The 25459-nt window shown below is 39.5% G+C and carries 25 protein-coding genes, 2 pseudogenes and 1 riboswitch; of the genes and pseudogenes, 3 read left to right on the top strand and 24 right to left on the bottom strand.

The genetic code is table 11. The annotated features are described in order from the left end of the window. Positions 1-91: 91 nt before the first annotated feature. The 20 genes and pseudogenes from DNJ75_RS12160 to DNJ75_RS12065 form a co-directional block, all read right to left on the bottom strand. The gene (locus DNJ75_RS12160) at positions 92-958 is read right to left on the bottom strand and encodes an acetaldehyde dehydrogenase (acetylating) (RefSeq protein ID WP_117003728.1); all 867 of its coding nucleotides are present in this window, start codon (positions 956-958) and stop codon (positions 92-94) included. Continuing rightward, positions 940-1923: an AraD1 family protein gene (gene araD1, locus DNJ75_RS12155; RefSeq protein ID WP_117003727.1), complete on the bottom strand. Its 984-nt coding sequence runs from the start codon at positions 1921-1923 to the stop codon at positions 940-942. The genes DNJ75_RS12160 and araD1 overlap by 19 nt, the downstream gene beginning before the upstream one ends. Then, positions 1901-2872, bottom strand: a complete 972-nt coding sequence (locus DNJ75_RS12150) for an ornithine cyclodeaminase family protein (RefSeq protein WP_117003726.1) — start codon at positions 2870-2872, stop codon at positions 1901-1903. The genes araD1 and DNJ75_RS12150 overlap by 23 nt, the downstream gene beginning before the upstream one ends. A gap of 18 nt (positions 2873-2890) precedes the next feature. Continuing rightward, positions 2891-3565: pseudogene (locus DNJ75_RS12145) on the bottom strand (alpha/beta hydrolase); the annotation flags it as partial. Between the two features lie 12 nt (positions 3566-3577). Next, on the bottom strand, positions 3578-3829 hold the full coding sequence (locus DNJ75_RS12140; RefSeq protein ID WP_117003724.1) for a hypothetical protein: 252 nt from the start codon (positions 3827-3829) through the stop codon (positions 3578-3580). A gap of 25 nt (positions 3830-3854) precedes the next feature. Continuing rightward, positions 3855-4805: an aldolase/citrate lyase family protein gene (locus DNJ75_RS12135; RefSeq protein WP_117003723.1), complete on the bottom strand. Its 951-nt coding sequence runs from the start codon at positions 4803-4805 to the stop codon at positions 3855-3857. 35 nt (positions 4806-4840) lie between these two features. Continuing rightward, positions 4841-6064 (bottom strand): MFS transporter, encoded by a 1224-nt coding sequence (locus DNJ75_RS12130; protein WP_117003722.1) that lies wholly within the window; start codon positions 6062-6064, stop codon positions 4841-4843. 30 nt (positions 6065-6094) lie between these two features. Then, positions 6095-6586, bottom strand: coding sequence for a 5-(carboxyamino)imidazole ribonucleotide mutase (gene purE / locus DNJ75_RS12125; RefSeq protein ID WP_117003721.1), 492 nt, complete (start codon positions 6584-6586; stop codon positions 6095-6097). 3 nt (positions 6587-6589) lie between these two features. Then, positions 6590-8464, bottom strand: a complete 1875-nt coding sequence (locus tag DNJ75_RS12120) for a glycerophosphodiester phosphodiesterase family protein (RefSeq protein ID WP_117003720.1) — start codon at positions 8462-8464, stop codon at positions 6590-6592. Continuing rightward, entirely contained in the window at positions 8451-10028 is a 1578-nt protein-coding gene (gene rmuC / locus DNJ75_RS12115) for a DNA recombination protein RmuC (protein ID WP_117003719.1), read from the bottom strand. Before rmuC ends, DNJ75_RS12120 begins: the two co-directional genes overlap by 14 nt. A 75-nt stretch (positions 10029-10103) precedes the next feature. After that, positions 10104-10730: a uracil phosphoribosyltransferase gene (upp, locus tag DNJ75_RS12110; RefSeq protein WP_117003718.1), complete on the bottom strand. Its 627-nt coding sequence runs from the start codon at positions 10728-10730 to the stop codon at positions 10104-10106. Then, positions 10727-11512 (bottom strand): class I SAM-dependent methyltransferase, encoded by a 786-nt coding sequence (locus DNJ75_RS12105; protein ID WP_117003717.1) that lies wholly within the window; start codon positions 11510-11512, stop codon positions 10727-10729. Before DNJ75_RS12105 ends, upp begins: the two co-directional genes overlap by 4 nt. Positions 11513-11535: 23 nt before the next feature. Beyond that, positions 11536-12372 (bottom strand): transporter substrate-binding domain-containing protein, encoded by an 837-nt coding sequence (locus tag DNJ75_RS12100; RefSeq protein ID WP_157968324.1) that lies wholly within the window; start codon positions 12370-12372, stop codon positions 11536-11538. Between the two features lie 230 nt (positions 12373-12602). Beyond that, entirely contained in the window at positions 12603-14120 is a 1518-nt protein-coding gene (gene thiE, locus DNJ75_RS12095; protein ID WP_117003715.1) for a thiamine phosphate synthase, read from the bottom strand. After that, entirely contained in the window at positions 14120-15094 is a 975-nt protein-coding gene (locus DNJ75_RS12090) for a YbgA family protein (RefSeq protein WP_117003714.1), read from the bottom strand. The genes thiE and DNJ75_RS12090 overlap by 1 nt, the downstream gene beginning before the upstream one ends. A 74-nt stretch (positions 15095-15168) precedes the next feature. Beyond that, entirely contained in the window at positions 15169-15954 is a 786-nt protein-coding gene (locus DNJ75_RS12085) for a thiazole synthase (protein WP_117003713.1), read from the bottom strand. Beyond that, on the bottom strand, positions 15955-16158 hold the full coding sequence (gene thiS / locus DNJ75_RS12080) for a sulfur carrier protein ThiS (RefSeq protein ID WP_117003712.1): 204 nt from the start codon (positions 16156-16158) through the stop codon (positions 15955-15957). Beyond that, positions 16155-17207 carry an FAD-dependent oxidoreductase gene (locus tag DNJ75_RS12075; RefSeq protein ID WP_117003711.1) on the bottom strand — a complete coding sequence of 351 codons (1053 nt, stop codon included), beginning with the start codon at positions 17205-17207 and terminating at the stop codon, positions 16155-16157. Before DNJ75_RS12075 ends, thiS begins: the two co-directional genes overlap by 4 nt. Then, a complete protein-coding gene (gene thiC / locus DNJ75_RS12070; RefSeq protein ID WP_117003710.1) occupies positions 17197-19068 on the bottom strand; it encodes a phosphomethylpyrimidine synthase ThiC in 1872 nt (623 codons plus the stop codon). The genes DNJ75_RS12075 and thiC overlap by 11 nt, the downstream gene beginning before the upstream one ends. A gap of 88 nt (positions 19069-19156) precedes the next feature. Further along, positions 19157-19260: riboswitch (TPP riboswitch) on the bottom strand. 67 nt (positions 19261-19327) lie between these two features. Then, a complete protein-coding gene (locus DNJ75_RS12065) occupies positions 19328-20194 on the bottom strand; it encodes a prepilin peptidase (protein ID WP_117003709.1) in 867 nt (288 codons plus the stop codon). 182 nt (positions 20195-20376) lie between these two features. On the opposite strand from DNJ75_RS12065, the pseudogene sucC reads away from it, so the two are divergent. From sucC to DNJ75_RS12050, 3 genes and pseudogenes are all read left to right on the top strand, one after another. Continuing rightward, a pseudogene (gene sucC, locus DNJ75_RS12060) lies at positions 20377-21558 on the top strand (ADP-forming succinate--CoA ligase subunit beta); the annotation flags it as partial. Further along, a complete protein-coding gene (gene sucD / locus DNJ75_RS12055) occupies positions 21555-22439 on the top strand; it encodes a succinate--CoA ligase subunit alpha (RefSeq protein ID WP_117003707.1) in 885 nt (294 codons plus the stop codon). The pseudogene sucC and the gene sucD, both read left to right, overlap by 4 nt. A gap of 145 nt (positions 22440-22584) precedes the next feature. After that, the gene (locus DNJ75_RS12050) at positions 22585-23037 is read left to right on the top strand and encodes a DUF29 domain-containing protein (protein ID WP_117003706.1); all 453 of its coding nucleotides are present in this window, start codon (positions 22585-22587) and stop codon (positions 23035-23037) included. On the opposite strand, the gene DNJ75_RS12045 is transcribed toward DNJ75_RS12050, so the two are convergent. From DNJ75_RS12045 to DNJ75_RS12035, 4 genes are all read right to left on the bottom strand, one after another. Then, positions 23029-23955, bottom strand: coding sequence for an RluA family pseudouridine synthase (locus tag DNJ75_RS12045; RefSeq protein WP_117003705.1), 927 nt, complete (start codon positions 23953-23955; stop codon positions 23029-23031). The two genes, DNJ75_RS12050 and DNJ75_RS12045, sit on opposite strands and share 9 nt — an antisense overlap. A gap of 1 nt (position 23956) precedes the next feature. Further along, complete coding sequence (locus DNJ75_RS15740) at positions 23957-24082, bottom strand: hypothetical protein (RefSeq protein WP_263479617.1); 126 nt, start codon at positions 24080-24082, stop codon at positions 23957-23959. A 94-nt stretch (positions 24083-24176) separates the two neighbouring features. After that, positions 24177-24341 carry a hypothetical protein gene (locus DNJ75_RS15685; RefSeq protein ID WP_224742320.1) on the bottom strand — a complete coding sequence of 55 codons (165 nt, stop codon included), beginning with the start codon at positions 24339-24341 and terminating at the stop codon, positions 24177-24179. A 242-nt stretch (positions 24342-24583) separates the two neighbouring features. Beyond that, positions 24584-25333 (bottom strand): Tn3 family transposase, encoded by a 750-nt coding sequence (locus DNJ75_RS12035; protein WP_188618926.1) that lies wholly within the window; start codon positions 25331-25333, stop codon positions 24584-24586. Between the last annotated feature and the right edge of the window lie 126 nt (positions 25334-25459).

Raw genomic sequence — 25459 nt, 5'->3', positions numbered from 1 at the left:
ACCTTAAACTCGGATGAGTAACTTGTCCTTTTTGTGCTCATAAATACGCCCTCTGTTCATTTCACTTTCAACAATATATCGGAAATGAATTTCAAAAGATACTGTTTAAATTTCTTGGGGTATTATAGTTGCCCGCAAACTCAGGCAAATAGTCACCTGCTCCTGTCACCTCAAGGATAATACTCAACTTACTTCCATCAAAATAAGGCTCAAGTACGAGCTGATAATGAGGCATATAATTTTGCACACGAGTAATCATTTTGATAACTTCTTTTTTCACTACTGATACATCTGGATTTTCAACATATGCAAAAATCGTCGTTTTCATCGTAACTTCTGGCGTTGCTGGATTAATATTCAAAATGGCTTTTGCCTTACATGCGCCACTAAATACCGTAATTGCCCGCTCAGTTGTCAAAATATATTCATCTAAATTTGCGCGAGTTGCAGGTCCTGCGCTTTTAGATGATATACTCGATACGACCTCAATATACGGAATCCTTTCAAACACTTTGCTTAAGGCATAACATATTGGAATGGCTGCCTGACCGCCACAAGTAACCATATTAATGTTATCTTTATTGATCACCTTATCTAGATTAATCACCGGAACACACATTTCTCCGATTTTTGCAGGCGTCAAATCTATAACCTGTTTGCCTAGACGCTTAAGCAATATCGCATGCTCAATATGATCATTTGCTGAAGTCGCATCAAATACAATATCATATTCATCTTTTAGTGACTCTAGTGCTTTGATCCCTTCTGCTGTTGTGTTTACTCCTTGCGCTTTAGCTAATTGTAAATTTTCAGACATTGGATTTCTGCCAATCAACCAACTACAGCATACTGATGATGATTTTTTTAGCTTCATCAATATATCCATACCAATATTACCACTGCCAATAATTGCCGCTCTAAGCTGCTTTTTTGATATCGTCACATCACTGTTTCGCATGATTTCACCTCATACTTTATTTCATGTGTTTGCAACTGAATTCTATTAATTAATGGATGCTGGAATAAATCACCACTAATACTTATAACATCCTCTGCTTGCAACACGATATCATCTTGAAAACTTAAACGATCAGCACCTAAAAATAAAACATGAACATCGCCAGGCGTTCTAAATATGTCATGTTTAAAAACATGGTGCTCAATATTCTCTAAACTATGCACCATATGCTGCAACCCTGTGTTATATTCACTTCTCCACAAGCACTCTTGGTTACGTAAAATCTCAATTTTTCCTACAACTTTTTCAGGGATATCCCCTATATAAATTTCAGGACCCAATGAACAAGGTGAGAGTTTAGACTGTGCTAAATAGTAGTGATTTTGTTTCTCAAGTACATGATCTGAAAATTCATTACCAAGTGCTGTACCTATTCGATGCACTTGCTGCTCACTATCAATCATGTAAATAATAGCAAGTTCAGCCTCCTCACCACCGCCTTGAATATGTGCAGGTAAATCTAACGTTTGACCTGAGGCTTTTAATTGGGAACCAAACCCTTTAAAAAACCACTCTGGCACAGCGCCAATATCAGCCAATGCAGGTCGCCCACCATTAGCACCCATAAGATAAATCTTTTGCGCCTCAGTGAGTGTTGTATTTTCTTGCATTGAGGCTCGAGCTAACACACTATTGCGATGAGTAAGCCCTGTTCCTGTAACGATTAAATGAGCAGGATCAGTATGATGGATCGGTAACGCTAATCTATTACTAGAGAGCAAATCATGGTACTGATGAACTCGCCCTGTTGTGAGCGTCTGAGCATATTGAATAATATCCACTTGATGCTCAATGGCATACTTTACTAAAGTATAAGTGTCTGCATTTAACTCAAATATTTGCTCTTGTTGTACTATACCGCTGACTACTTCATTTGAATGATTAAGCAATTGAATTAGATACACTGATATTCTCCTTGTTTCCATAGGCATTATTTTCATTTTTTCCAGTCAACTTTAGGATTTTCGCTACCGTAATTGCATCAAGCAATGCATATCCAGTCGAGCTAAAAATTGTTTGTTGGCTTTGTAACTTGCTTCTATCTTGAAGATGCAACTCAAAAACTTCAGTCGCATTTTGATGCAATGCGCCCGCTTCCACGACTGCAGTTTCCCTATCCTCAACAATTAAGAAAGAATGCTCAAGCACTTCTTGAGGGATCTCTCTTGCACTGCATGAATGACCTCCCATACAGTTGATATGTATATCAGGTTTTAAATCTCTAAATAGATCAATTGGCACACGTGAACTTGTTGCTGTTCCAACAATATCCGCATGATCAATGGTCTTTGCTATTGAAGAGCAAACTTCAACCTTAATAAAAGGATAATCAGATAGAATTTCTTGACGGAAAGTATGAAGCGCTTCCGATGAACGGTTATATAGCTTTATCTTTTGAATATCTCTAACTGTTAAGACGGCTTTTATCTGCTGTCTTGCCTGCTGTCCTGCGCCAATCACAGCCAATATTTGAGCATCACTTTTAGCACACATATCTGTTACATAAGCGGAGATAGCCGCACATTTTAAATTGGTAACAGCTTTGCCATCCAAAATGGCTAATGGTTTTCCCGTGCGCCCACAAAATGCCAATACTTGAGCATGAATAGTAGGTAATGTGTCACCTTGATTACGGGCAAAAATACTACCCACTTTATTTATGTACAACTCATGCAGGCGATCCAATACCGGCATTGATATAAAACCCTCATCTTGTTGATGATCATTGTAGATAAGTGTTTTTTCTGCTGTCGTTGAAAGTGCTTTGATATTTGTAGAAAATGCAATAGACATTTCTCTTGTCAATGCTTCGACACTACAAGCATTGACAATATCGCTATATGAAAAGAACATGATAAATTCCTGATTGAGTTAAGTTATCGATGAAAACGCGCTTTCCTGTAAAACAGAATGAATAAACCCTTTGATTTCTGCTAATGCCAGTCGTGCTGACTCTAGCTCAAGATAGTGCAAATGCCACACATGATACATGTTCTCCCAAACATCAAACTTAACGTGCACACCACATTTTTTAGCAGTAGCAACCAAAGCAGACGCATCACTATAAAAAATCTCACGATCACTCACCTGCACTAATAAAGGCGGCAATCCAGATAAGTCTTTATACACCGGCGAGAGTGCTCGAGCCTCTGAATAGTTCACGTCACCAAGATATAAATCTCTGACTTGTTGTGCAACTTCTTTCTGGCAGGTCGGATCAAGCATCTTGTTATAATCATAGCTTTCCCCGCTTAGCGTAAAGTCAACCCACGGACAAATACATATACCTAAAGCAGGCATAGGCATTTGCTGTTCTTTTAATGCAAGCATAGTTGATACCACCAGCCCACCACCTGCAGAATCTCCCGCCAGAATAATCTCATGGCTTTGATAACCTTGCGCTAATAACGATTTATAGGCAGTAAGTGCGTCTTCAATCGGTGAGGGATATAGAAAATCAGGCGCTCTCCTATAATCAATATGCAACACCTGTGATTCTGTCACTCGCGCGATTTCAGCAGCTAGTCCGCCGTGACTTTTAAACGAACCAAATACAAATCATCCACCATGAAAAAATAATATTACTCTTTTCTGGCATTTTTTAGGTGTAAGCAAATAACCCTTAAATTGGGAGAATGACATCTCCTTAACTGATACCTCATTAGAAATGGCAGCTCCCCATTGATCATAATATTCACGTGCTGCATAAATATCTTCAGGCCAATGAGCACTTGTCAAACGCTTCAATACTACGTCTACTTCTTTATTTTGAGCCTCGCTACAAGGGTAATGTTTGATCGCATTTTCCATAATCATTGTCTCCTATGATGTACGACTAAAATTCATTCTCTAAAAAAGACTGATCTTCCATAAGTTCCTTACTATTAAAATAAGGCGTCATTTGCAGTTTCTTGACTAAATGCTTGTAACTCGGTAGATCATAAAACCTTCCCTCATAAACAATGGGGCGCCATTTATTATTGCGCGCCTTGTCCAATAGGTTTACTACTTGCTGCAACTCACCTTCCGCTAAAGAAAATGCTGAAATAATTTGGTCAATCTGATTAGGGTGAATACTCAACATTCTGGAAAATCCATACCGATGTGCTGCAGTTTTAGCCTCCTTGTAAATTGTGTCTAAGTTATCGATTTCCATAGACGCATTATGGGCGGCAATTTTGCCATGAGTGATTGCAGCTTTTGCAAGTCTAACTTTTGCATCTTGTATCAATAAATGCTCAAATTGATCTGGTGAAAAAACCGCTGTATAAGGAATCGCACCATTTGCATTTTGAACAAAATCAATAATACCAAAAATCAAACACTCAACATTAGGATGTGCGGCAATTTCATCTGCATTATTTAGCCCATAATAATCTTCGATCAACACATGTATTTTAAGCTCTGAATTAAGCTTAAAAGGATGAGTTTGTGTAATATGCCCAATAAACAAATCAATATCTGTGACGTGTTGCACTTTTGCTAACGTAATATAGGCAATACGATGAAGTAATTTTTGAAGCAGTTCAAGTAATGCACTCATCTGTGGGTGGTTAACCTGTGGCAACCGCACACCAAACCTTAAGTGTTGTGGACTTTTCTCACATGCCAACATTAGCTGTTGTGCACATTTGATTTTATCCTCCGTACCCAAGCCATCTTCAAAATCAATGATCACATCAAAATCTCTGTGTGATTTTGTTTGTAGATCCACTATTTTTTGCAGCTGCTTCACGGTATTTACATAGTGCTCGCACACAGGTAATTGATATAATTTTTTTCCCATAAAATAACCTTAGTTATGTTTTTCTAATTAGTGACTTAATGAGTTTCAGCTAGTTTTTGCTGCTCTAAAGACTTAGCATGCTGCTGCATCGCCAATCGATAAAGAATAAATATCGCACAACAAAGCCCCAACATGACCACAAATGCTAAATTTCTGCCGACGACTTTAAGCAACAAGCTACCAACATAAGGGGCTAAAACTAAACCAAACATGTAAAAGTTTGAAACACCAAAATAGGCACCTTTGAGATTATCAGGTGCTAGCTTATCAATTTGCACATTAACCACCGAAAATAAAATAATCTCACCTAAGCTCAAAAATATCACCGCAATAATCCAACCAAGATAGAAGTTATCTGGTGTTGCGGCAAACGCTATCTGAGCTAATGCAAATAACATAATGCCTATATAGACTTGTTGCTTATCTGAAAATCTTGCAATCAGTCGCAGAAAAGGAAATTGAAAGATTAATATCATCATACAATTAATCACGATGAGATAACTAAATAATGTGATAAATGCGCTATTGTCTAATCGTGAAAAATATTGCGCCAGTGTTGAATCCATCTGCCCAAACACCAAAATAATCAACATATTAGCAACAATCAGAAATAATAATGCGTAGTCTTGGCGAATGATTTTAAAAGACTGAGCTAAACTCAATGGCTTGTTAGAATCAGTTGGCTTCGAAAAATGCTTACTGAAAAAAACAATCGACACAAATGCGTAAATCACGCAAATAATAAGTAATGTCAGAAAAGTGTATTGTGGATAATGCAGCGTGAAAGTTACGCCAAGAAAAGGTCCTAAAGCGCCACCAATATTAATGCAAAAATAAAACCAGTAAAATGACTGCTTCTTAAACTCCACATCTTTGATCTCATTAGCAATTACAACCTTAAAAGTGGTGCCTAAGACACCTCGACTGGCTGAAATACCAAACAACATAATAATATATGACATCAAATGATCTGTGATCAGCACTGGGACTAAGCTCAATATGACAATCATGAGTCCAGCTTTTAGCATAAAACGATTACCGATCCGATCTGAAAGATAACCGCCATATACGCTTAAGCTTATTGAAACAAATGTCGCTAGGCTCAAAATCGTACCTGTTAATAGCAGTGATAAACCAAATTTTTGGTAAAAAATGATCGCCATAAACGGCCATAACATAAAATAGACAGACCAAACAACAAAGCCACCAAATAAGACAATATGGACCACTTTTGGCATCTTCTTTAATGTTATAAACATATTTTTTCTCGCTTTAAAATTGATCGTTCACTATTCCTCAAGCTGCGTTGAGCTTAACACGCTATCCGTCTGTGCCTGACGATATTGTTTAATTGCCTCACTATATTCATGATGCTCAACAGCCAACATGCTGCATGCGAACAAAGCGGCATTGACAGCACCCGCGCGTCCAATGGCAAATGTTGCCACCGGAATACCTGCTGGCATCTGCACAATAGACAATAATGAATCTTGCCCTGATAAGGCTTTGGATTGCACAGGCACTCCAAGCACAGGGATATGCGTTTTCGCTGCAAGCATACCTGGTAGATGTGCCGCTCCTCCGGCACCTGCAATGATTGCTTTTAAGCCTTTTTGCTCAGCTGCTTCCGCATAGCTAAACAATAAATCAGGTGTGCGATGCGCTGAAACAACTTGAACTTCATAGGGAATACCCAATTGTTTTAAGGTTTCTGTGGTATTTTGCATTGTTTCCCAATCAGACTTTGAACCCATAACAACGCCAACTAATGGTTTACTCATTCTCTAAATCCCCTCTTTTTGGATAACATGTAGGACTTGCGCACAAATCCACTCATATATAAATTGAAAACTATGCTTGCCCTTATTGCTAAAACGCACATGATGCTCTTGTTCAAAGCTTCTATTTTTAATGTGATCATTCGCCTTAATAACTAAAGACAGATCATCAACCAATTGTGCGCTTTTGCCCCAAAACCCAAGCATACCATTGGTTTGCAACTGAACACTTAACTTTGGCTTAGTTTCAGTAACTGGCATCAATTGTGCTAAATGACTGTATACATAACCCTTGGTGACGTCTTTTTGCATGCTTAGACTCACCTCACCTGTTTTAAGATAAGTTTTAAGCACTTCACTGGCATGTTGCTTAGTTGTTGTTGCTAAAAACGGCTCAACTACTTTGGTGATCTCATGAGCAAGTAACGATACATCCTGCGCAGTTGTGACATGCAGCTTAACTTCAAGATATGGATATGCCGCACGATAACCAAGTTCCAGCTGATATTCAGCAGCCAACGGACTTAACATCTTGGCAATATGCGCTTCTGAAGCACCCAATAATTGCCATTGATATCGTACCGGTGTGTTATGTAGCTGCAAATGAAGCAATCTAGGCAAAACCTCTTGATCAAACATTGGCAAACACTCATGTGGCGGCCCTGGCAGCATAAACAAATGCTTATTATCGACATTGACATAACAACCATCTGCTGTACCTTGTGCATTAACAAGCACCTCAGCACCTTCGGGGAAATACGCCTGTTTCTTGTTATTCTCAGGCACAGTTGCAAAGCGACTGGAAATACGCGTGAAAATTCTCTGCCAAGAATCCTCATTAAACACTAACGATTTATTAAAAACTTCGGCAATCGCCTCGCAGGTCTTATCATCTTCGGTAGGTCCCAAACCACCCACTGTAATAACAACATCATGCTCTTGTAGTAAAAATCGAAGACTTGTTTTGAGCTTCTCTTTAGCATCATAACAGGCTAGATGTAACCCCGGCTGAAAGCCGTGTTCATATAGCTTTTCAGCTAACTTAGGGGTATTGGTATTAATGACATCACCGGTGGTGATCTCATCACCTGTTGCTAAAAAACCAATGCGTTTTACCTCAGATTGCAACGCTGTCATACTATCAATAAATACACTATCAGCACCTTCGCTAAGTAACTTATGAATTTCTTCATCCGGCAATGCACCAATCGAATAAACCAACACAGTATGAAAAGCTTTTTTTAATTGCGCAATACGCTCACGATTAAGTACCGCACTATTAATACCTAGAGCGATACAACCCCACTGATCAAACTTCTTCTTTGTTTCAGTAAAAATACTATGCTCTTCACGCTGCCAATCTTCAACCTCAAGCAAAAATTCACATGCCAGTTTTATTTTACTTTCAGCCAATTGCCCTAAAACATACTCTGAAAAGCTCGATAACAAAATGCGTGAATGTAATTGCGGGTAACGCTCAACAAGATCTAATAAGTGCTTAACCAAGCACGTTTCATAATCAGCATCAAATTCAGCTTTGACCTTAATCTCAATATTAGTATATAGATCTGACTTGGTTGCCATCCAGGCTAAATACTCATCCATCGTTGGGATCTTGGCATGCGCCTCTGGAAAGCGGTCATTTAATACATGAAGCTTACTAATATCAGCCCAAGCTTGACTCGTTAGATCAACATCTAACCCTGTAAGCTTCTTAGCATTATTATCATGAAAGATAAAAAGCATATTATCAGCACTTAACTGCACATCCAGCTCAATCCAGCGGGCACCGACCTCATAGGCTTTTTCAAATGCCAACATCGTATTTTCAGGCGCGATTTTATTCGCCCCTCTATGAGCAATGAATTTACTTATCTTCATGTTGTGACAACTCCAGTTCTGATTGCTCAACAATATCTTGCGGTAACGATTTTTTCATATGCACCCCCATATTTTCGAGTTGCACTGCTTGGGAGATTAAGTTGCCTCTTCCTTTGGTTAGCTTATTAAGCGCACCATCATAAGTCTCTTTGGTTTTATCTAACTGCTTACCAAGTGTTTCAACATCTTCGACAAAACCACGGAATTTATCGAGCATCTTAGTTGCGCGCTCGGTGATGTCACTCGCGTTTTTGTTTAAGCTTTCATATTTCCATGTGTTACGAATAGTGCCTAAGGTTGCCAATAAGGTCGTTGGTGTTACGATAATAATGCGCTTTTTAAAGGCTTCTTGAAACAAGCTATCATCATGCTGAAATGCCACTACAAAAGCTGCTTCAATTGGCATAAACATCAAAATAAAATCCAATGAATTAACCTGTGATAAACGCTCGTAGTTTTTAGATGACAACAATGCAATATGCTGACGAATAGCGTCAATATGCTTCTTAAGATACTCCTGTTTTGAGCTATCACTATCAGCACGCGTATAGGCATCATAACTTACCAAGGAAACCTTAGCATCGATAATGACATCTTTGCCATCTGGCAAGTGAACAATCGCATCAGGGCGCATGACTTTGGTATTATCCTCATCATCACTTGCTTTGAAGCTTGTCTGCACATCATATTCATGACCTTTGCGTAGACCTGATGATTCAAGCACGCGCTCAAGCACCACTTCTCCCCAATCGCCTTGCAGTTTCTTATCACCCTTAAGCGCTTTGGTAAGATTCTTTGCTTCTTTGTTCATCTCTTGATTTAATTCAAACAGCTTATTGACTTCTTTTTGTAATGATGCTCGCTCTTTGGCTTCATGCACATAGACATCATCAACTTTCTTCTTAAATTCATTAATATCATTTTTAAACGGCTGCAATACTTCTGCTAAATTCACTTTATTCTGATTGGCAAACTTCTCGCCCTTTTCTTCAAAAATGCGATTTGCCAAATTCTCAAACTGCTCGGTCAAACTCTTTTTGGCATTCTCTAATAGTGCAATTTTTTCCTGCGCGTTTTGCTCTTGTGCTTCAATGTGCTTTAGGAGTTTTGAGCGCTCCGCCTGAAGTGCTGATTTGTCCTCGGTTAAATGATCAACTTTAGCTAACAGCTCATCATGCTTAGTTGACAACTTATTAAGCTCAACTATCAAGCGCTCACCATCTTTAGCCAACGAGTCAATCTTGACCTCATCACTGGCAAGTTTATTTTGCAGCTTGAGCACTTCCTCACTACGAATTTCAAACTTTTGTTTTGTCATACTGAGTTCTTGGCTTAGGCGCCTTTCTTGCTCTTGGTAATGCTTATGATCTGTTGTCAATACCAAGTTTTGCTGCTGGCTTTGCTGCAGTTGACTCTCTTTATCCTGAAGTAGCGCCTCGATTTGCGGCAACTGCTCTTCAAGCGCTTTTAACTTCACTTGTTGTGATTTACTTGAAACTTTGACGAATAAAAACCCAACAATAAGACCCAATATAAAGGCGGCAATGATCAGACCAACCAACATAACTTTTCCTTTTTATTATGCTTTGATAATTTGGGCTATATCATGCCATAAAATTGATGCCACCGCTTGTAAATATCATTTGGTTGCAAAAATTTTATCACCTGCATCACCAAGTCCAGGGATAATATAGGCTTTTTCATTAAGACATTGATCAATTGAGGCGGTATAAAGCTCAACCTCGGGATGCGCTTTCTCAAGCGCCACAATACCTTCTGGTGAGGCTAATAGCGTTACCACAATAAAATGCTTGCATCCTTCGGATTTAAGCAGCGAAATCGTCTTATTGATTGATCCGGCAGTGGCAAGCATTGGATCGAGAATGACCGCAGTGCGTTTGTTAATATCAACACATGCTTTGAAGTAATACTCGCGCGGCTTAGCAGTCTCTTCATCACGCTCGACACCGATCATTGTCACTGGCGCATTGGGTAATAAAGATAATGCACCATCTAGCATACCAAGCCCTGCACGCAGTATCGGGCAAAAAGTCGGCAATGGCTTTTTAAGCATAGGCACTGCAAGCCGCCCCTGCCAATGCTCAATAATTTCCTCTTCAACCATCAGGTCACTTAATGCTTCATAACATAACAGCATGGCAAGCTCGCTAGTGATCATTCTAAAGTCACGACTTGAAGTCGATTCATCCCTTAATAGGCTTAATTTATGCTGAACAATGGGGTGTACAATTTCATGGGTTTTCATTGCTTGGTTTTCCTACTTACAAAACGTCTTAATAACAAACTTTCCTGTGCAAAAGCCCGTGAAATCCAGCCATAGGCATCAATACATTCTTGATATTCTTCTTCATTATGCGTTGCTAGAAATTGCTGCTTTATTGCTTGCTGCTGCAAACGTGTCACAACATCGGCATTATATTGTGCATACGCTTTATTTTCGCTAGTCATCGACTCTACTAAAAATCCCGCTGCTGTTAATACTTCAACATATTGGGTCATAGTTGTTGGATAAAGCGTTAACCCTTCAAGCTCACACATTTTATCGACAAGCTCTCCAAATCCTACTCCATCTGGACTTAACCAATCATTCACAATAAATAGTCCATCTTTTTTACAAACACGATGTATTTCTGTAAATAATGGCAGTTTATTATCCAAATGCACCAATACTCCTTTGGAAAATATCAGATCAAAGCTTAGCTCTGAAAAGGGCAAAACATCAGGGTTTTCTAGGTGGTAGAAATGCGAGTTTGGTTTCTTGTAATGTTTATTTGCATGCTTAACCATATCTGCATTAATCTCAACACCATGATAGTCAATACTTGGATATTTATTTGAAATATATTGCGCCAAACCGCCTTGACCAAAGCCAATTTCTAATACTTTTTTATTGTATAAATCAACACCTGAAAACAGTTGATCAATAGCTTCACTCCCGCCTTCTGACATCATGCCCTCACCATAGCAAAGCTCAAGTAATGAGCAATATTCTTGCGGGTATTCATCGATAATTTTCTGATAATCCATTATTTATTCTATGATCTAAAACACTAAAATGGGCAACTCGCCTTCACTGCAGGATATTGGATTTTTAAGGCATCTTGATACCACGTATTAAAGTCTTTTTTATGATGCTTATAAAAGCTGTTCATTTTCTTAATTAGCCACTTGCCATCTTTAGTTTTGTTGGTCATAAAAACCTTTTGGCTGACTTTATTGCCCGGGATAGAATTTAAATCAAATTTAAGTCCATTATCACTCAACACACTATCTTTCATATCTGCACGGTATTGCACTTCAATTTTGTCAGTAAACATAACAAGTTTATTTTGAGGATATTTGTTCAAACAGGCATACACTTCTGCATTGGTTGGCAAAATCTTTACTTCAGCGTTACGAATATAGCTCTCAGCAAAAGGCTGATTTGTGCCACCTTTATTCTCAATAACAGTCACATCCTTTTGGTCAATGCTCGCAAGGTTTTTAAACGTAGACTCATTTGCTTTAGAAAAAACAGGGGCTTTTTGGTTCGACAACACGCCCGTTGATAAATAGAACATGCTTGCACGCTCAGGCGTGTAACTAATACCACCCATCGCGATGTCACATTTTGTCTTAAGATCATCACTTAAGGTCAACCATGTACTATGCACAAATTCAACTTTACGCTGAATCTTATGCGCAAACTCTTTTGCAACAGTGATCGCAAAGCCTTTATACTCTCCCGTACTTGCATCATATGATGTCAATGGCGGATAGTCTCCAGTGGTACAAACACGCAATAGCTTTTGGTTCGCTAACGCATTATTGCTAAATAAAACCATCGCTGTTGCTGCACTGCTTGTAAAAATGACTTTCTTGATATTCTTGATTTGCTTAACTTGCATTATGTGCTCCTGATATGTCACTTCCATCTTTATTCATTGAAGTTACGGACTTTTTCCATTTCAACACCCCACCTCGCAAGCTCGGTACCCCTCTTGCAAAGAGGGGAATATAAAATCACTGCTACCTAATTCCCCTCTTTACAAGAGGGGTGGCAGCCGTAGGCTGACGGGGTGTTTATAAAATCATAGTTTTTTCTAAAGTGCGTAACTCCAATTATTAATACACATCATCATATACTATATTCAATACGATTTCCCAGTGCTATCTGCTCAAAGTCTTGCGCTGTTGCCACAGCCCTTTGCAGATCTTGAGTCTTGGTTATGTAGCTCACAACCGCAACACCATCGACACCACACTTCCAGACATCAGACATTTGTGGCTCAAAGATTCCACCAATCGCAACAAGCGGTGTTTCTTGACAAAGCTTACGCCAAATACGCAATTTATCTAATCCTTGCTCATTAAACTTCATCTCTTTGGTCGTTGTCGGGTAAATGGGACCTAATGCAATATATGAAGGCTTGAGTGTTAATGCGCGCGCTAATTCAACATAGTTATGCGTGCTGATTCCTAGACGCAGACCCGCTTGAGCAATCTCATGCAAATTGGCAGCATCTAAATCTTCTTGTCCTAAATGCACACCAAAACACTGATGTTTAATCGCCAGCTGCCAATGATCATTAATAAACAAAGATAAGTTATAGGCTTTAGCAACACTATTTGCTTTTTTAATTTGAGTTCCCAATTCATCTTGGGATAAGTCTTTTAGTCGCAACTGAATGGTTCTAACGCCTAATTTCGCCAATTTTTCTAACCAATCAACATGATCAACAACGGGATAAAAACCTATTGGATGATACATTTGTGGATACTTTTTATGTTCGGTTTTTTGATAACTCACCTCTGGCAAATAACTTACATTATCCATAGCATCTTGGGCATAATAGCTTAAATATCTAACCTCTAATTGGGGTAGGTCATTAACCGCCTTATCCATCTGCTGTGATAGATGATATTTAGCAATACATATTGCTTCTGTTATTTCCTCACCTTGCGTCATAAGAGCCGCAATACTGCTTGCCAAGGCGCAACCCGTACCACGTATATTACCCTCATAGACTGCTTTGCTTTGATAATGCACACCTTCTTGAGATGCGAGTGTCAAATAATCACAACCTCTTTGGTTTTCGACCAAGGCATGCCCTCCTTTTAATAAGACATATTGTATTCCATATAAGCTTTTTAATGTATGTGCAATCTCAACAGGTGCTTTTTGATTGATATTCTCATCATTTAACAAAATAGCCGCTTCAGGTAAATTTGGCGTTAACAAGTAACACAATGGCAATAACTGCTGTTTGAATACACTAACAATATCTGCATTCATCAACATGCCACCTGAGCTTGTTGCAATCACTGGATCACAGATATATTTCACCTGTGGATTAGCTTGCAAAAATTTACTTAGCATCTTAATTTGGGCAACCGAAGCTAGCACGCCACTTTTAATCACTTGTGGTTTATGCGCATTGACAATAGCTGTAAATTGCTCATAGAAAATAGCATCATCAACAGCATTGAGCATCATAAAATCACGATCATTTTGCACAGTATTTGCCGATATCACGGCAGCACAATCTACCTTAAAATAGTTAGCTACCTTGATATCTTGCAAGACACCGGCGTGTGCTGTTGGATCAATGCCACCAATAACTAATAAGTTGGCTTTATTATTTTCTTTTATCATTACATTTTACTCATAAGCCCCAGCGATTCTGGGTATAGATTTAGATAACTTTGTTGCGCTAAGAACTCGATATCATAACGCGTAAGGTAGTGCTTGATAATCTCAACAGGTACTGCTAACGGCAAAATGCCTAAATGATACTGTTTGATTTTATGTTGCAAATCATCACGTTCTTGTTTTGAGATCAATTTGTTTATTTCACGCAACATGCGCTGCAAAATTGTATGATGTTTGCCACGCGTTGCTACTCTTTGCAGCGCCATTAAGAACATTTCATAATAGCTTTTCTTAACCAATTCAAAGTTTTGCCGATGTCCATTAGCAAGCAAGCGACCCAGCGCTTTTTGCGCATCAGGATGATGTAAACGTAAGATAATTTTATGACGCGTATGGAAAGCCATCAGCTCATTAATACTTTGAGCATGTAATACTTCATTTTTAGCTTGTCGAGTCAATAGCACACGTTTGATAAAGTGCTCTTTTAAATAAGAATCATTTAAACGACCTTCGTCCTCAAGTGGCACAAGTGGGCAATGCTTTTTAACATATGCCACGAAAAAACCATCTGCTTTGTTATGAATGATCCCATGCTTATCATTGTAAAGTTTAACACTGCCATTACCACAGCTAGGTGAGGACTTTTTTAAAATAAAGCCGTCAATATCTTGAAGGCTTGATGCGGCTTTATCAACACCTTGTTGCAATTGAGCACTGACATCGGTGACTTGATCATGTTTCATTGCCACGATATTGTCATTCTCTTTCAACTCAAGATAAATGGGCTCACGCGGCACACCAAAACCTGCTGACATCTCTGGACAAACAGGCTGGTAATCAAAAATAAATGCTAATTCTTCCGTAATCATTTTCTTATGAGAATTAGCGCCATTAAAACGAACATTATTACCCAAAAGACAGCTTGAAACGGCAATCATTGGTTTATTTCTTACTCGTGTTTCCTTTGTATTTAGCATATTTACTCCTTGCAACCTAAACGTTCAAAATGCTTATCGTGAGCACAAATCCACATAACACAATATAGCTTAACTTAGTTTATTTGATGCCAAAACGGTGTATCTTGCAACGGCGTGCTTGCCTGTGCTAGCTCTCTTTGTGGCATACGTTTAGCTAAATATGCTTTTCTGCCAGATTCAATTGCTAAACGAAAAGCATCTGCCATCAGTGGCGGGTTTTCAGCTAATGCCACTGCACTATTTAAGAGCACGCCATCAAAACCAAGCTCCATAGCCAAGACGGCATCCGATGGTGTGCCAATACCTGCATCAACAATGAGTGTAATGTCTTTCAAGCGTGAACGTAACAGTTTAAATGACGATGGGTTAACAATGCCTTGCCCACTGCCTATATAAGAACCTAGCGGCATAATAACTTTACAGCCTAGATTGACCAGTTGCTGGCAGACGATTAAATCATCGGTGCAATAAGGCAGCACTTTAAACCCTTGATCAATGAGAGTTTTTGCTGCTTTAACAAGCTCAAACACATTAGGTTGTAAGGTATGATTATCACCAATCACTTCAAGCTTAATAAAATCCGTATTGAAAATTTGCCTTGCTGCCTTAGCAATCATCAGCGCTTCATCTGCTGTCTTGCAGCCCGCGGTATTAGGTAATACATGGCAGCCACTTTGTTGTATACTCTGCCAGAAAAAGTTATTTTTACCACCATGCAACTCACGCTTTAATGCCACGGTGACCATTTGCGTTTGTGACGCATTAATCGCATCACACATACTCTCCAAACTTGGGTAGAGTGCTGTCCCCAAAAGCATGCGTGAATTAAGACTCATATCATAAAGCTGTAATTGCTCCATCTAACCACCTTGCATGGGTGTGAGAATATCGATCTCATCACCCTGTATAATTTGTGTTGTATCATAAGCACTGTGATCAATAATTGATTTATTAACCGCAACCGCAGCATAGCTTGAAGCAAAGCCGATATCAGTTAACAACGCCTGCAATGATTGCTGACTTTTCAATTGCTTTTTCTCACCATTTAATACGATCTCTATCATGCTTGCTCCACTATTTTTATATCTTTTATATCACTTCTCATTTTATCGATAACTTTTAACGCATAGATGGGTGCTAAAAGATAACCATGTCGATAAAAACCATTAAGTGTTATCAGGTTATTCTGTTGCATGAGCCTTGGCAAGCCCTCTTTAAAGCACGGGCGTACTTGGGTGAAGTTTTTAATAATCCTCGCTTCGGCAAAACCCTCATCAACGGTTAGTAACGCGCTTAATAACGTAAGCTGTGAAATCACACTCATCTGACTCATATCTTCTGATTGGACAATCGTCGCACCAATATAATAAAACCCACTGCCACGTGGCACGATATATAGCGGCATGCGCGGATGGCATAATCTAGTGACTCCTGTGATGTTCACTTCAGGAGCATAAACCACTAAAGCTTCACCACGAATACCATATAAATCATTGAAGCTATCTTTAGCACCAATTCCGCGTGTATCACAGACATAGTCATAATCTCTTTGCAAATCTTGCAGACGGGCTTTAGAAATATCTTGTGCCAAGTGTAAAGAAACACGTGGATGATTCATTAAGTAAAGTGTTGATTGACTAAAAAATTGCGGCACATGAACACAACCTTCATTCTCAATATGGAGCATGCGATGAGCAAGCTTACCTTGATTATACTGATCTATTAACGAGGTTTGTGCGTAAGCATGTTCATGTAAACTCAATCTTTGAACGCGTACAATTTTGGTTTCAAGATCACTCAGATCCAAAGGGTGAGCAATGATATTAGTTCCTGTTTGAGTGAAAACACCACCCAATAACCATCGATCAATACGCTGCCAAGCCTCTGCCGCAGAGCATGATAGATCATAGATCATTTGCCCTTCATCTAATGCTTCAGAAACAGGTGCAACCATGCCAGCTGCAGCATAGCCGCAACTTGATTTACCACTAAAATCAGTGCTTTTGTCATATAGATCAAGCCTGATATCAGCGAATGATTCAAGCAATGTGACTGCCAGTATGCGCCCAACAAGACCGCCACCAACAATCGCAACACGCATGCTATTCGACATGATAAATTTCAGCGCCTTGCGCTAAGAAATCCTCACTTTTCTGCTGCATACCTTTGCTTGCAACATCCGCTAAATCAAGCTTATGTTCTTTAGCATAATCGCGCACTTCTTGAGTGATTTTCATCGAGCAAAACTTAGGACCACACATCGAGCAAAAATGTGCAAGCTTATGCCCTTCTTTTGGCAAAGTTTGATCATGGAAGCTTTGTGCTTTTTGTGGATCAAGACTTAAATTAAACTGGTCTTGCCACCTAAACTCAAAACGTGCTTTTGATAAGGCATTATCACGAATTTGTGCCGCAGGAAAACCCTTAGCTAAATCAGCTGCATGCGCTGCTAATTTATAAGTAGCGATACCCTCGCGTACATCCTCTTTATCCGGCAACCCTAAATGCTCTTTCGGTGTCACATAGCAGAGCATTGACGTGCCATACCATCCAATTTGTGCAGCACCTATCGCTGAAGTGATGTGATCATAGCCAGGTGCTATATCCGTCACCAAGGGACCTAAGGTATAAAATGGTGCTTCAAAGCAGTCTTTAAGCTCTTTGGTCATATTCTCTTTGATCATTTGCATCGGTACGTGCCCAGGTCCTTCAATCATCACCTGCACATCGTGATCCCATGCGCGCTTAGTTAACTCACCAAGAGTTTCAAGCTCAGCAAATTGCGCTTCATCATTAGCATCTAAAATAGAGCCTGGACGCAAGCCATCACCTAAAGAAAAAGCGACATCATAGGCTTTCATAATTTCACAAATCTCATCAAAATGCGTATAGATGAAGCTTTCTTTATGGTGCGCAATACACCATTTAGCAATAATTGAGCCACCGCGTGAGACAATACCTGTTAATCTCTTAGCGGTTAGATGAATATATTTCAAACGCACACCGGCATGAATGGTGAAATAACTCACTCCCTGCTCAGCTTGCTCAATCAAGGTATCGCGAAAGGTCTCCCATGTCAGTTTTTCTGCCTGACCGTCGACTTTTTCGAGCGCTTGGTAAATTGGCACCGTACCAATGGGCACAGGTGAGTTACGAATAATCCATTCACGCGTTTGATGAATGTTTTTACCCGTTGATAAATCCATCACTGTATCAGCACCCCAACGCGTTGCAATCACCATTTTTTCGACTTCCTCAGCAATCGATGAACTCACCGCAGATGTGCCAATATTGGCATTGATTTTGACACTGAAATTGCGCCCTATAATCATCGGCTCCATTTCTGGATGATTGATATTGCTTGGAATAATCGCGCGTCCCAAAGCGATCTCTTGGCGCACAAACTCAGGCGTTATCTCATTGGGAATGTTTGCGCCAAAATCAACACCAGGATGCTGCTTCAGCAAAATAGGATCTTGAATATGCGCATTTGCACGCTTTAAGTTCTCACGCAGTGCAACATAGTGCATTTCTTTGGTGATTATGCCGCGACGCGCATAATGCATTTGTGTGACATTATGAGCTTGCTTTGCTTTTAATGGCTTAGCACGCTTGGGAAATGCTAAGTCTTTTTGTGTATGGGTAAACTCAGCACTAAAGTCTTCTAATGTTTCGATCTCATTATTGTCTTTAATCCATGCTTGGCGCAGTTTGGGTAGACCCTCAACCAAATCATGCTTGTAAGACTCATCACTATATTTGCCCGAGGTATCATATACTGCAATCTCAGGATTTTGTACGCGCCCTTGCTCGGTTAGCGTATCGCTCTGGGCAATATAGCGAAAAGGCACATAAATATTGTCATCCGTCTTAAGATATTTTTTGATTGATGCGGGATAAGCTGCTTGTAAATCAGCTGATAAGGTCAATGACGCTTTGTCGCTACTTGATGCTGTTTTTTTATGCTGCGGCATGTATGGCTCCTTAGATTTTGCCTTTTACATGCGTAGGAAAACTTTCTGTGATATATCGCGCTAATCATTTTGAGCACAGTACAAAATACAAATCGTTATAACAACTTCCTACGCTAGTACTAACTAGTTCAGGTACAAAGGGTTACAAAACTTGCGTTTTGCTCTCAGCCAACGGCACCCCTGTTGTAAACTCGATTTATCCTAAAGTAATTTTTCGGAGGTGTCTACTGCTAGATTTTGCTCTTAACATAAATCTTATCTAGAAATGTGGGAATAACATTTGGAAATACTCATGTGTGAGCGCTTGACCGATAAAAGGATACAATACCCCAGCAATTGCGATAGAGGGACCAAAAGGAATGAGCGAAGTTCCTCGTCGCTTTCTTAAGCTTATGATAATAGCAAACACAATACCGATCACCGCACTGGTGAATATCAAAAACAGCAAGCTTGGAGCGCCAAACCAAGCACCAAGGGCTGCCATTAATTTGAAGTCACCATAGCCCATTCCTTCTTTTTTGGTAATGAATTTAAACACCCAAAATACGAGCCATAATATGCCGTAACCAAGGACTGCACCCAATACTGCCTGTATTGGCGAGCTAAATACAAACGCGCAATTTATTATTAGTCCGAGCCAAAGCAAAGGTAAGGTGAGATTATCAGGCAACATAAAATGTTTTAGATCAATCGCTGTGAGCGGAATTAAAAAGAAATACATCAAACATAACGACAATGCTGCAAACGTTACACCAAAATGGTAGAGCGTGAGAAACACCAAAAGACCGCTAATGAGCTCAACACTTGGATAGAGCCAAGATATTTTAGTGTGGCAAAAACTGCATTTTCCACGCAAAAAGATGAAGCTTATAATAGGAATATTGTGCCATGGTTTCAGTGGCTGGTGACATACCGGACAAGCTGACCTGCGACGAATATTCTCAGACACCTCCCCCTTTATATCAGGTGGCGAGATATCAAGAATATCATAGGCTTGATCTTTGTATTGCTTATCTAGTATTTCAGGTAGGCGCGCAATGATCACATTTAAAAAACTGCCAACACAAACAGCAATAATGGTTGCCGCAATGATAATAATAGGAGCTATCTCGTTTAAAAATTCCATAAACACATTCAAAAAAACAGATTTCCTATGAGTATATACTCATTAAAGAAAGCGAAAACAAAAACTTTGGTAATTGATGCTTAACCGAATATCAATATTGCGATATACTTGCCCGTGTTTTCGTTTTTGTGTCGATCAGAACATGAAAATTTTGTTAAACAAACCATAAAGTAAATAGTGAGAAAGATATGAATTTACATGAATATCAAGCAAAACAGCTTTTTGCTGAATACGGCTTACCGGTATCAAAAGGTTATGCTGTTGAAAGCGTTGAAGAAGCATTGGTTGCTGTTGATAAAATTGGTGGTGACATGTGGGTTGTTAAGGCTCAGGTTCACGCAGGCGGTCGCGGTAAAGCCGGTGGCGTGAAACTTGTTTCTAACAAGGAAGATGTTGCTAATTTTGTGAAAAACATGATGGGCACACGTCTTGTTACTTTCCAAACCGATGAAAACGGTCAGCCAGTTAGCAAAATCCTTATCGAAAGCTGCACTGATATTGCCAAAGAATTATATCTAAGCGCGGTTGTTGATCGTAGCACGCGTCGTATTATCTTTATGGCATCGACTGAAGGTGGTGTTGAGATTGAAGAAGTTGCAGAAAAAACACCTGAGAAAATCTTCAAAGAAATTATTGACCCAGTCGTCGGCGCGCAACCTTACCAAGCACGTAAAATTGCGTTTAAGCTTGGCTTAGAAGGCAATCAAATCAAGCAATTCACTAAGATTTTCTTAGGTCTTGCAAAAATGTTCCAAGAAAGAGATCTTGAGCTTTTAGAAATCAATCCTTTAGTCATCACCAAAGAAGGCAATCTTCACTGTTTAGATGCTAAAGTAGCTGTTGATGGCAATGCATTATATCGTCAACCACAATTGGCTGAGTGGCGTGATTTATCACAAGAAGATGAGCGTGAAGCACGTGCTGCTGAGTGGGAACTTAACTACGTTGCTTTAGATGGTGACATAGGTTGTATGGTTAATGGTGCTGGTCTTGCAATGGCAACAATGGACATCGTTAAACTTCACGGTGGACGTCCTGCAAACTTCCTAGATGTCGGCGGTGGTGCAACAAAAGAGCGCGTATCAGAAGCATTCAAAATCATTCTATCTGATGCAGCAGTTAAAGGTGTATTTGTTAACATCTTCGGTGGCATCGTGCGTTGTGACATGATTGCTGAAGGTATTATGGCAGCAGTTGAAGAAGTTGGCGTTAAAGTGCCAGTTGTTGTGCGTCTTGCCGGTACAAATGCTGAGTTAGGTGCCAAAAAATTAAAAGAAAGCGGTTTAAATATTATTGCTGCTAATGGTTTCACAGATGGTGCGAAGAAAATCATCGAAGCAGTTAAAGAGGTATCTCACGTATGAGCGTTTTAGTTAATAAGAATACAAAAGTTATCTGCCAAGGTTTTACTGGTAAACAAGGTACTTTCCACTCTGAGCAAGCGATTGCTTATGGTACAAAAATGGTTGGTGGCGTAACACCAGGCAAAGGGGGTACAACGCACTTAGGTCTACCAGTATTCAATACGGTTCAAGAAGCCGTTGATGCAGTACAACCTGATGCAACTGTTATCTACGTACCAGCTCCTTTTTGTAAAGACTCAATCATTGAAGCGGCTGATGCTGGCATCAAATTGATCGTATGTATTACTGAAGGCATTCCTGTTATGGATATGCTTGAAGCTAAAGTTTATGTTGAGCACTCAGGCTCACGTTTGATCGGTCCAAACTGCCCAGGCGTTATTACGCCAGGCGAGTGCAAAATCGGTATTATGCCAGGCAGCATCCATATGCCAGGTAAAGTTGGTATCGTATCACGCTCTGGTACATTAACATACGAAGCAGTTAACCAAACGACTGCTTTAGGCTTTGGTCAATCAACATGTATCGGTATCGGTGGCGATCCAATTCCAGGCACTAACTTTATCGATGCTTTAGAGATGTTCCAAAACGACCCACAAACTGAAGCAATCATCATGGTTGGTGAGATCGGTGGTTCAGCTGAAGAAGAAGCTGCTGAATACATTAAAAAGCACGTTACTAAGCCAGTTGTATCATACATCGCTGGTGTAACAGCACCTGCTGGTAAGCGTATGGGTCACGCAGGAGCCATCATCTCTGGTGGTAAAGGTACAGCCGCTGAGAAATTTGCAGCACTTGAAGCCGCAGGTGTCGCTGTTAGTAAATCACCTGCTGAATTGGGCAAAGTCCTTCAGCAAGTTACAGGTTGGGCGGTTCCGGCTTAATCATCTATATTCTTTTCAAGCGCGCATATTGTGCGCTTTTTAGTTTCTTATAGTTTATTTACTTTCATTGCACTAAAATTTTGTCTGTATACTTTTAAATTGTATATACTTCAAAGAGCTAAGCTAACGTTTAGGAGATTAAGATATGGCAAATACACTTTATGATAGAGATTTCTATGCATGGACCATGCAAACAGTTAAAGCACTCAGAGAAAAAGCTTTTGATAAGGTGGATATAGAACATTTAGTTGAGGAAGTAGAAAGTATGGGTAAAAGTGATTTTAGAGAGCTTAAAAGTCGTTTAATTGTACTTATTGCACATTTACTAAAATGGGAATATCAAGAGAGTCAAAGAAGCACTAGTTGGCAAGGAACTATTAGGGAGCAACGCAATTCAATAGAAGATGTGCTTGAAGACAGTCCAAGCTTATATCGCTTACTTGAAGGCTTAATGACTGAAGATAAATTATATGCTCGCGCAGTTAATCTTACTGCTTTGGAAACAGGAATTGCTAAAAAAGCATTTCCTGAGCACTGCCCTTATACAGTAGCACAGCTCTTAAATCATGACTTTTTACCTACTGATGATTTAGAGTAAACCTAAAATTTTTATACAATCACGATCATATGGCGCTTCAAAGCGCATATCTTCTCCAGTTTTGGGATCCTTAAACGACAAATTGGCAGAATGTAAAAATAGGCGATTAAAGCCTTTTTTTATCAATACTTGATCTTTGTCAGCAATACCGTATTTTTTATCACACACAATCGGGCAATGGTATGCCGCAAGATGCACACGAATTTGATGCGTTCTACCGGTGTGCGGCATCGCTTCGACCAACGTGTATTGATCAAATTTTTGCAAGATTCTAACACTGGTTAATGCATCTTTGCCTTCCGTTTTGTCAACACGCACCATGCGCTCACCATGTGGTAGTAAGTGTCGCTTTAATGGCAAGTCAATCTGTTTGACTTTATTTGACCAACTGCCATGCACTAGGGCGTGATAAGTCTTTTGCACTTCACGCTTTTTCAAAGCTTCATGAAAGTAGGTCAAGATGCTGTATTTCTTGGCAATGATCATACAACCCGAGGTTTCCTTATCCAAGCGATGTGCTAGCTCAAGTTTTTTAGCTTGAGGGCGCAGTTGACGCAAGCGCTCTATTAACCCTGAGTTAACGCCTGAGCCACCGTGAACGGCAATGCCAGAGGGCTTATTAATAATCATATAATCCGCATTCTCGAATAAAATAAGTGATTCAAGGAAACTCAAATGGTCATCACTTACCTTAGCTGGCGCTTCTTCCTCAAGGATAAAGGGTGGAACACGCACAATATCACCCGGCTCGACACGATAGGTTTGTTTAATGCGTTTCTTATTGACGCGTAAGTCTCCCTTGCGAATCCAACGATATATCAAGGATTTGGGTAGTTTACTAAACTGTCCAATCAGAAAATTATCAATGCGCTGACCTTCGCGATCAGCATCTACTTCAATATGTTGAACACCAGCCATCTTAGAACTCAACCACGCTACGAATGCTTTCACCTTTCTGGGATGGTAATACATCAATAGTTTCAATTGAGAAGGGTTTATTGGCTTGCCAAGCAACGGCTGCTTTAGATTTTATAGTATAAGACATGTCGATCCTTTGTTCCTGCAAAATATTGGCACTTATTATGCGCGAAACCACCGATCGAGCCAAGAATTTCCATATCTTTTTGCCCTATCTCCTATTAATAAACCAAGTCCTTTGGGTCTATATCGATAAAATCTGGTTCAGGTGTCACCTCAAATTGAATGGCGCTAATGGTTTCTCGATTTTCCAACTTAGCTTTGCATACCCGATGCATGCCATCCATGATTTGCCCATCGGCACACAGCAAAATAGGGTAACTCAAATCAGCAGCTTGAATAATTTTTATATGCTCAATAATATTCGAGCATGTTGGTTTTTCTTCGCCAAGCTCATACCAATAACACTGATCAAGCTCTTTAATTTGATCGACTTTAATCGATATTGCTTTTAGATGCTGTGATTGCCTAACAAGCTTTTTAACATCCCAAATTAACAGCTGCCCTTTAGTGGACTTTCTAAAAGGGGTTTCCTGCAGAGCCCTCCAATTTTCCCTGTTTTGAATTTTTACCCCTTCTCAAAGTATGATGCTAGCTTGCTTTCAAGGAGTTTCACTATCGCTTCAATGTCAGGCGCATAATCTTTGGACATAAACTTGTATCTTCCTGTGAAATTAATATGTTGCCATGCTACTGGTGATATGCGATTTATAATTTGTTTAGCTTTGTCTTCTTCATATTTTTCGACTAGTTTAAGATATACATTCGATAATAAGATTGCATTGTAAGCAATTACGCAATTGGCAATGAGTCTTGATGCCTGAATATAAACACAGTTATCAATTGTTTTGTTGCCCCTAAACAAACCATCATGCACCTTTCTAATAATGCGTTGGAGCTGATGATATGACTCAGTTCTGTTTCTTGCTCTTCTTAATTTCTGTCGAAGCGACTCATCATTAATCAGATTTAAAATGTGTATTGTTTTGAATATTTTATTGTACTCCCATAATGCTGATTTTAAACGTATGTTCCGCTTATGTGATGACAGTTTTTTCACAATAACTGCTTGTGTATTATGTTGAAGTATAAGCGAAAGAAGTACCCTAATAATTTCACGTTTTTGACTTTTAATAAGTGCCAAATCAACTTTTCCTTTTGGCGAGATTAATCCTTTATATATATCTGGATCACGCGCACAATAAAGAAAATTAGAGGCTTCTCGAATATTTTTTATACTTGGCACAAACTCGATATCAATTGCATCAAGTGCTACATAATTAATTTGATTTACCGTATGATTATCGCCAGTCAGCATTGTAACGAGCCAAATTAAATTGCCTGATTTGAGCCACATTATTTTGCCTATTTTGAGTAATATCAAGACTCATCAAACTCAAGTTTTTTATATAAATCAATGCCGCTAAACACAACATCCCAATGG

It is taken from the genome of Cysteiniphilum litorale (genome assembly GCF_003428165.1).
Classification (GTDB): domain Bacteria; phylum Pseudomonadota; class Gammaproteobacteria; order Francisellales; family Francisellaceae; genus Caedibacter; species Caedibacter litoralis.
This window is presented reverse-complemented; position numbering and strand designations above follow the sequence as displayed.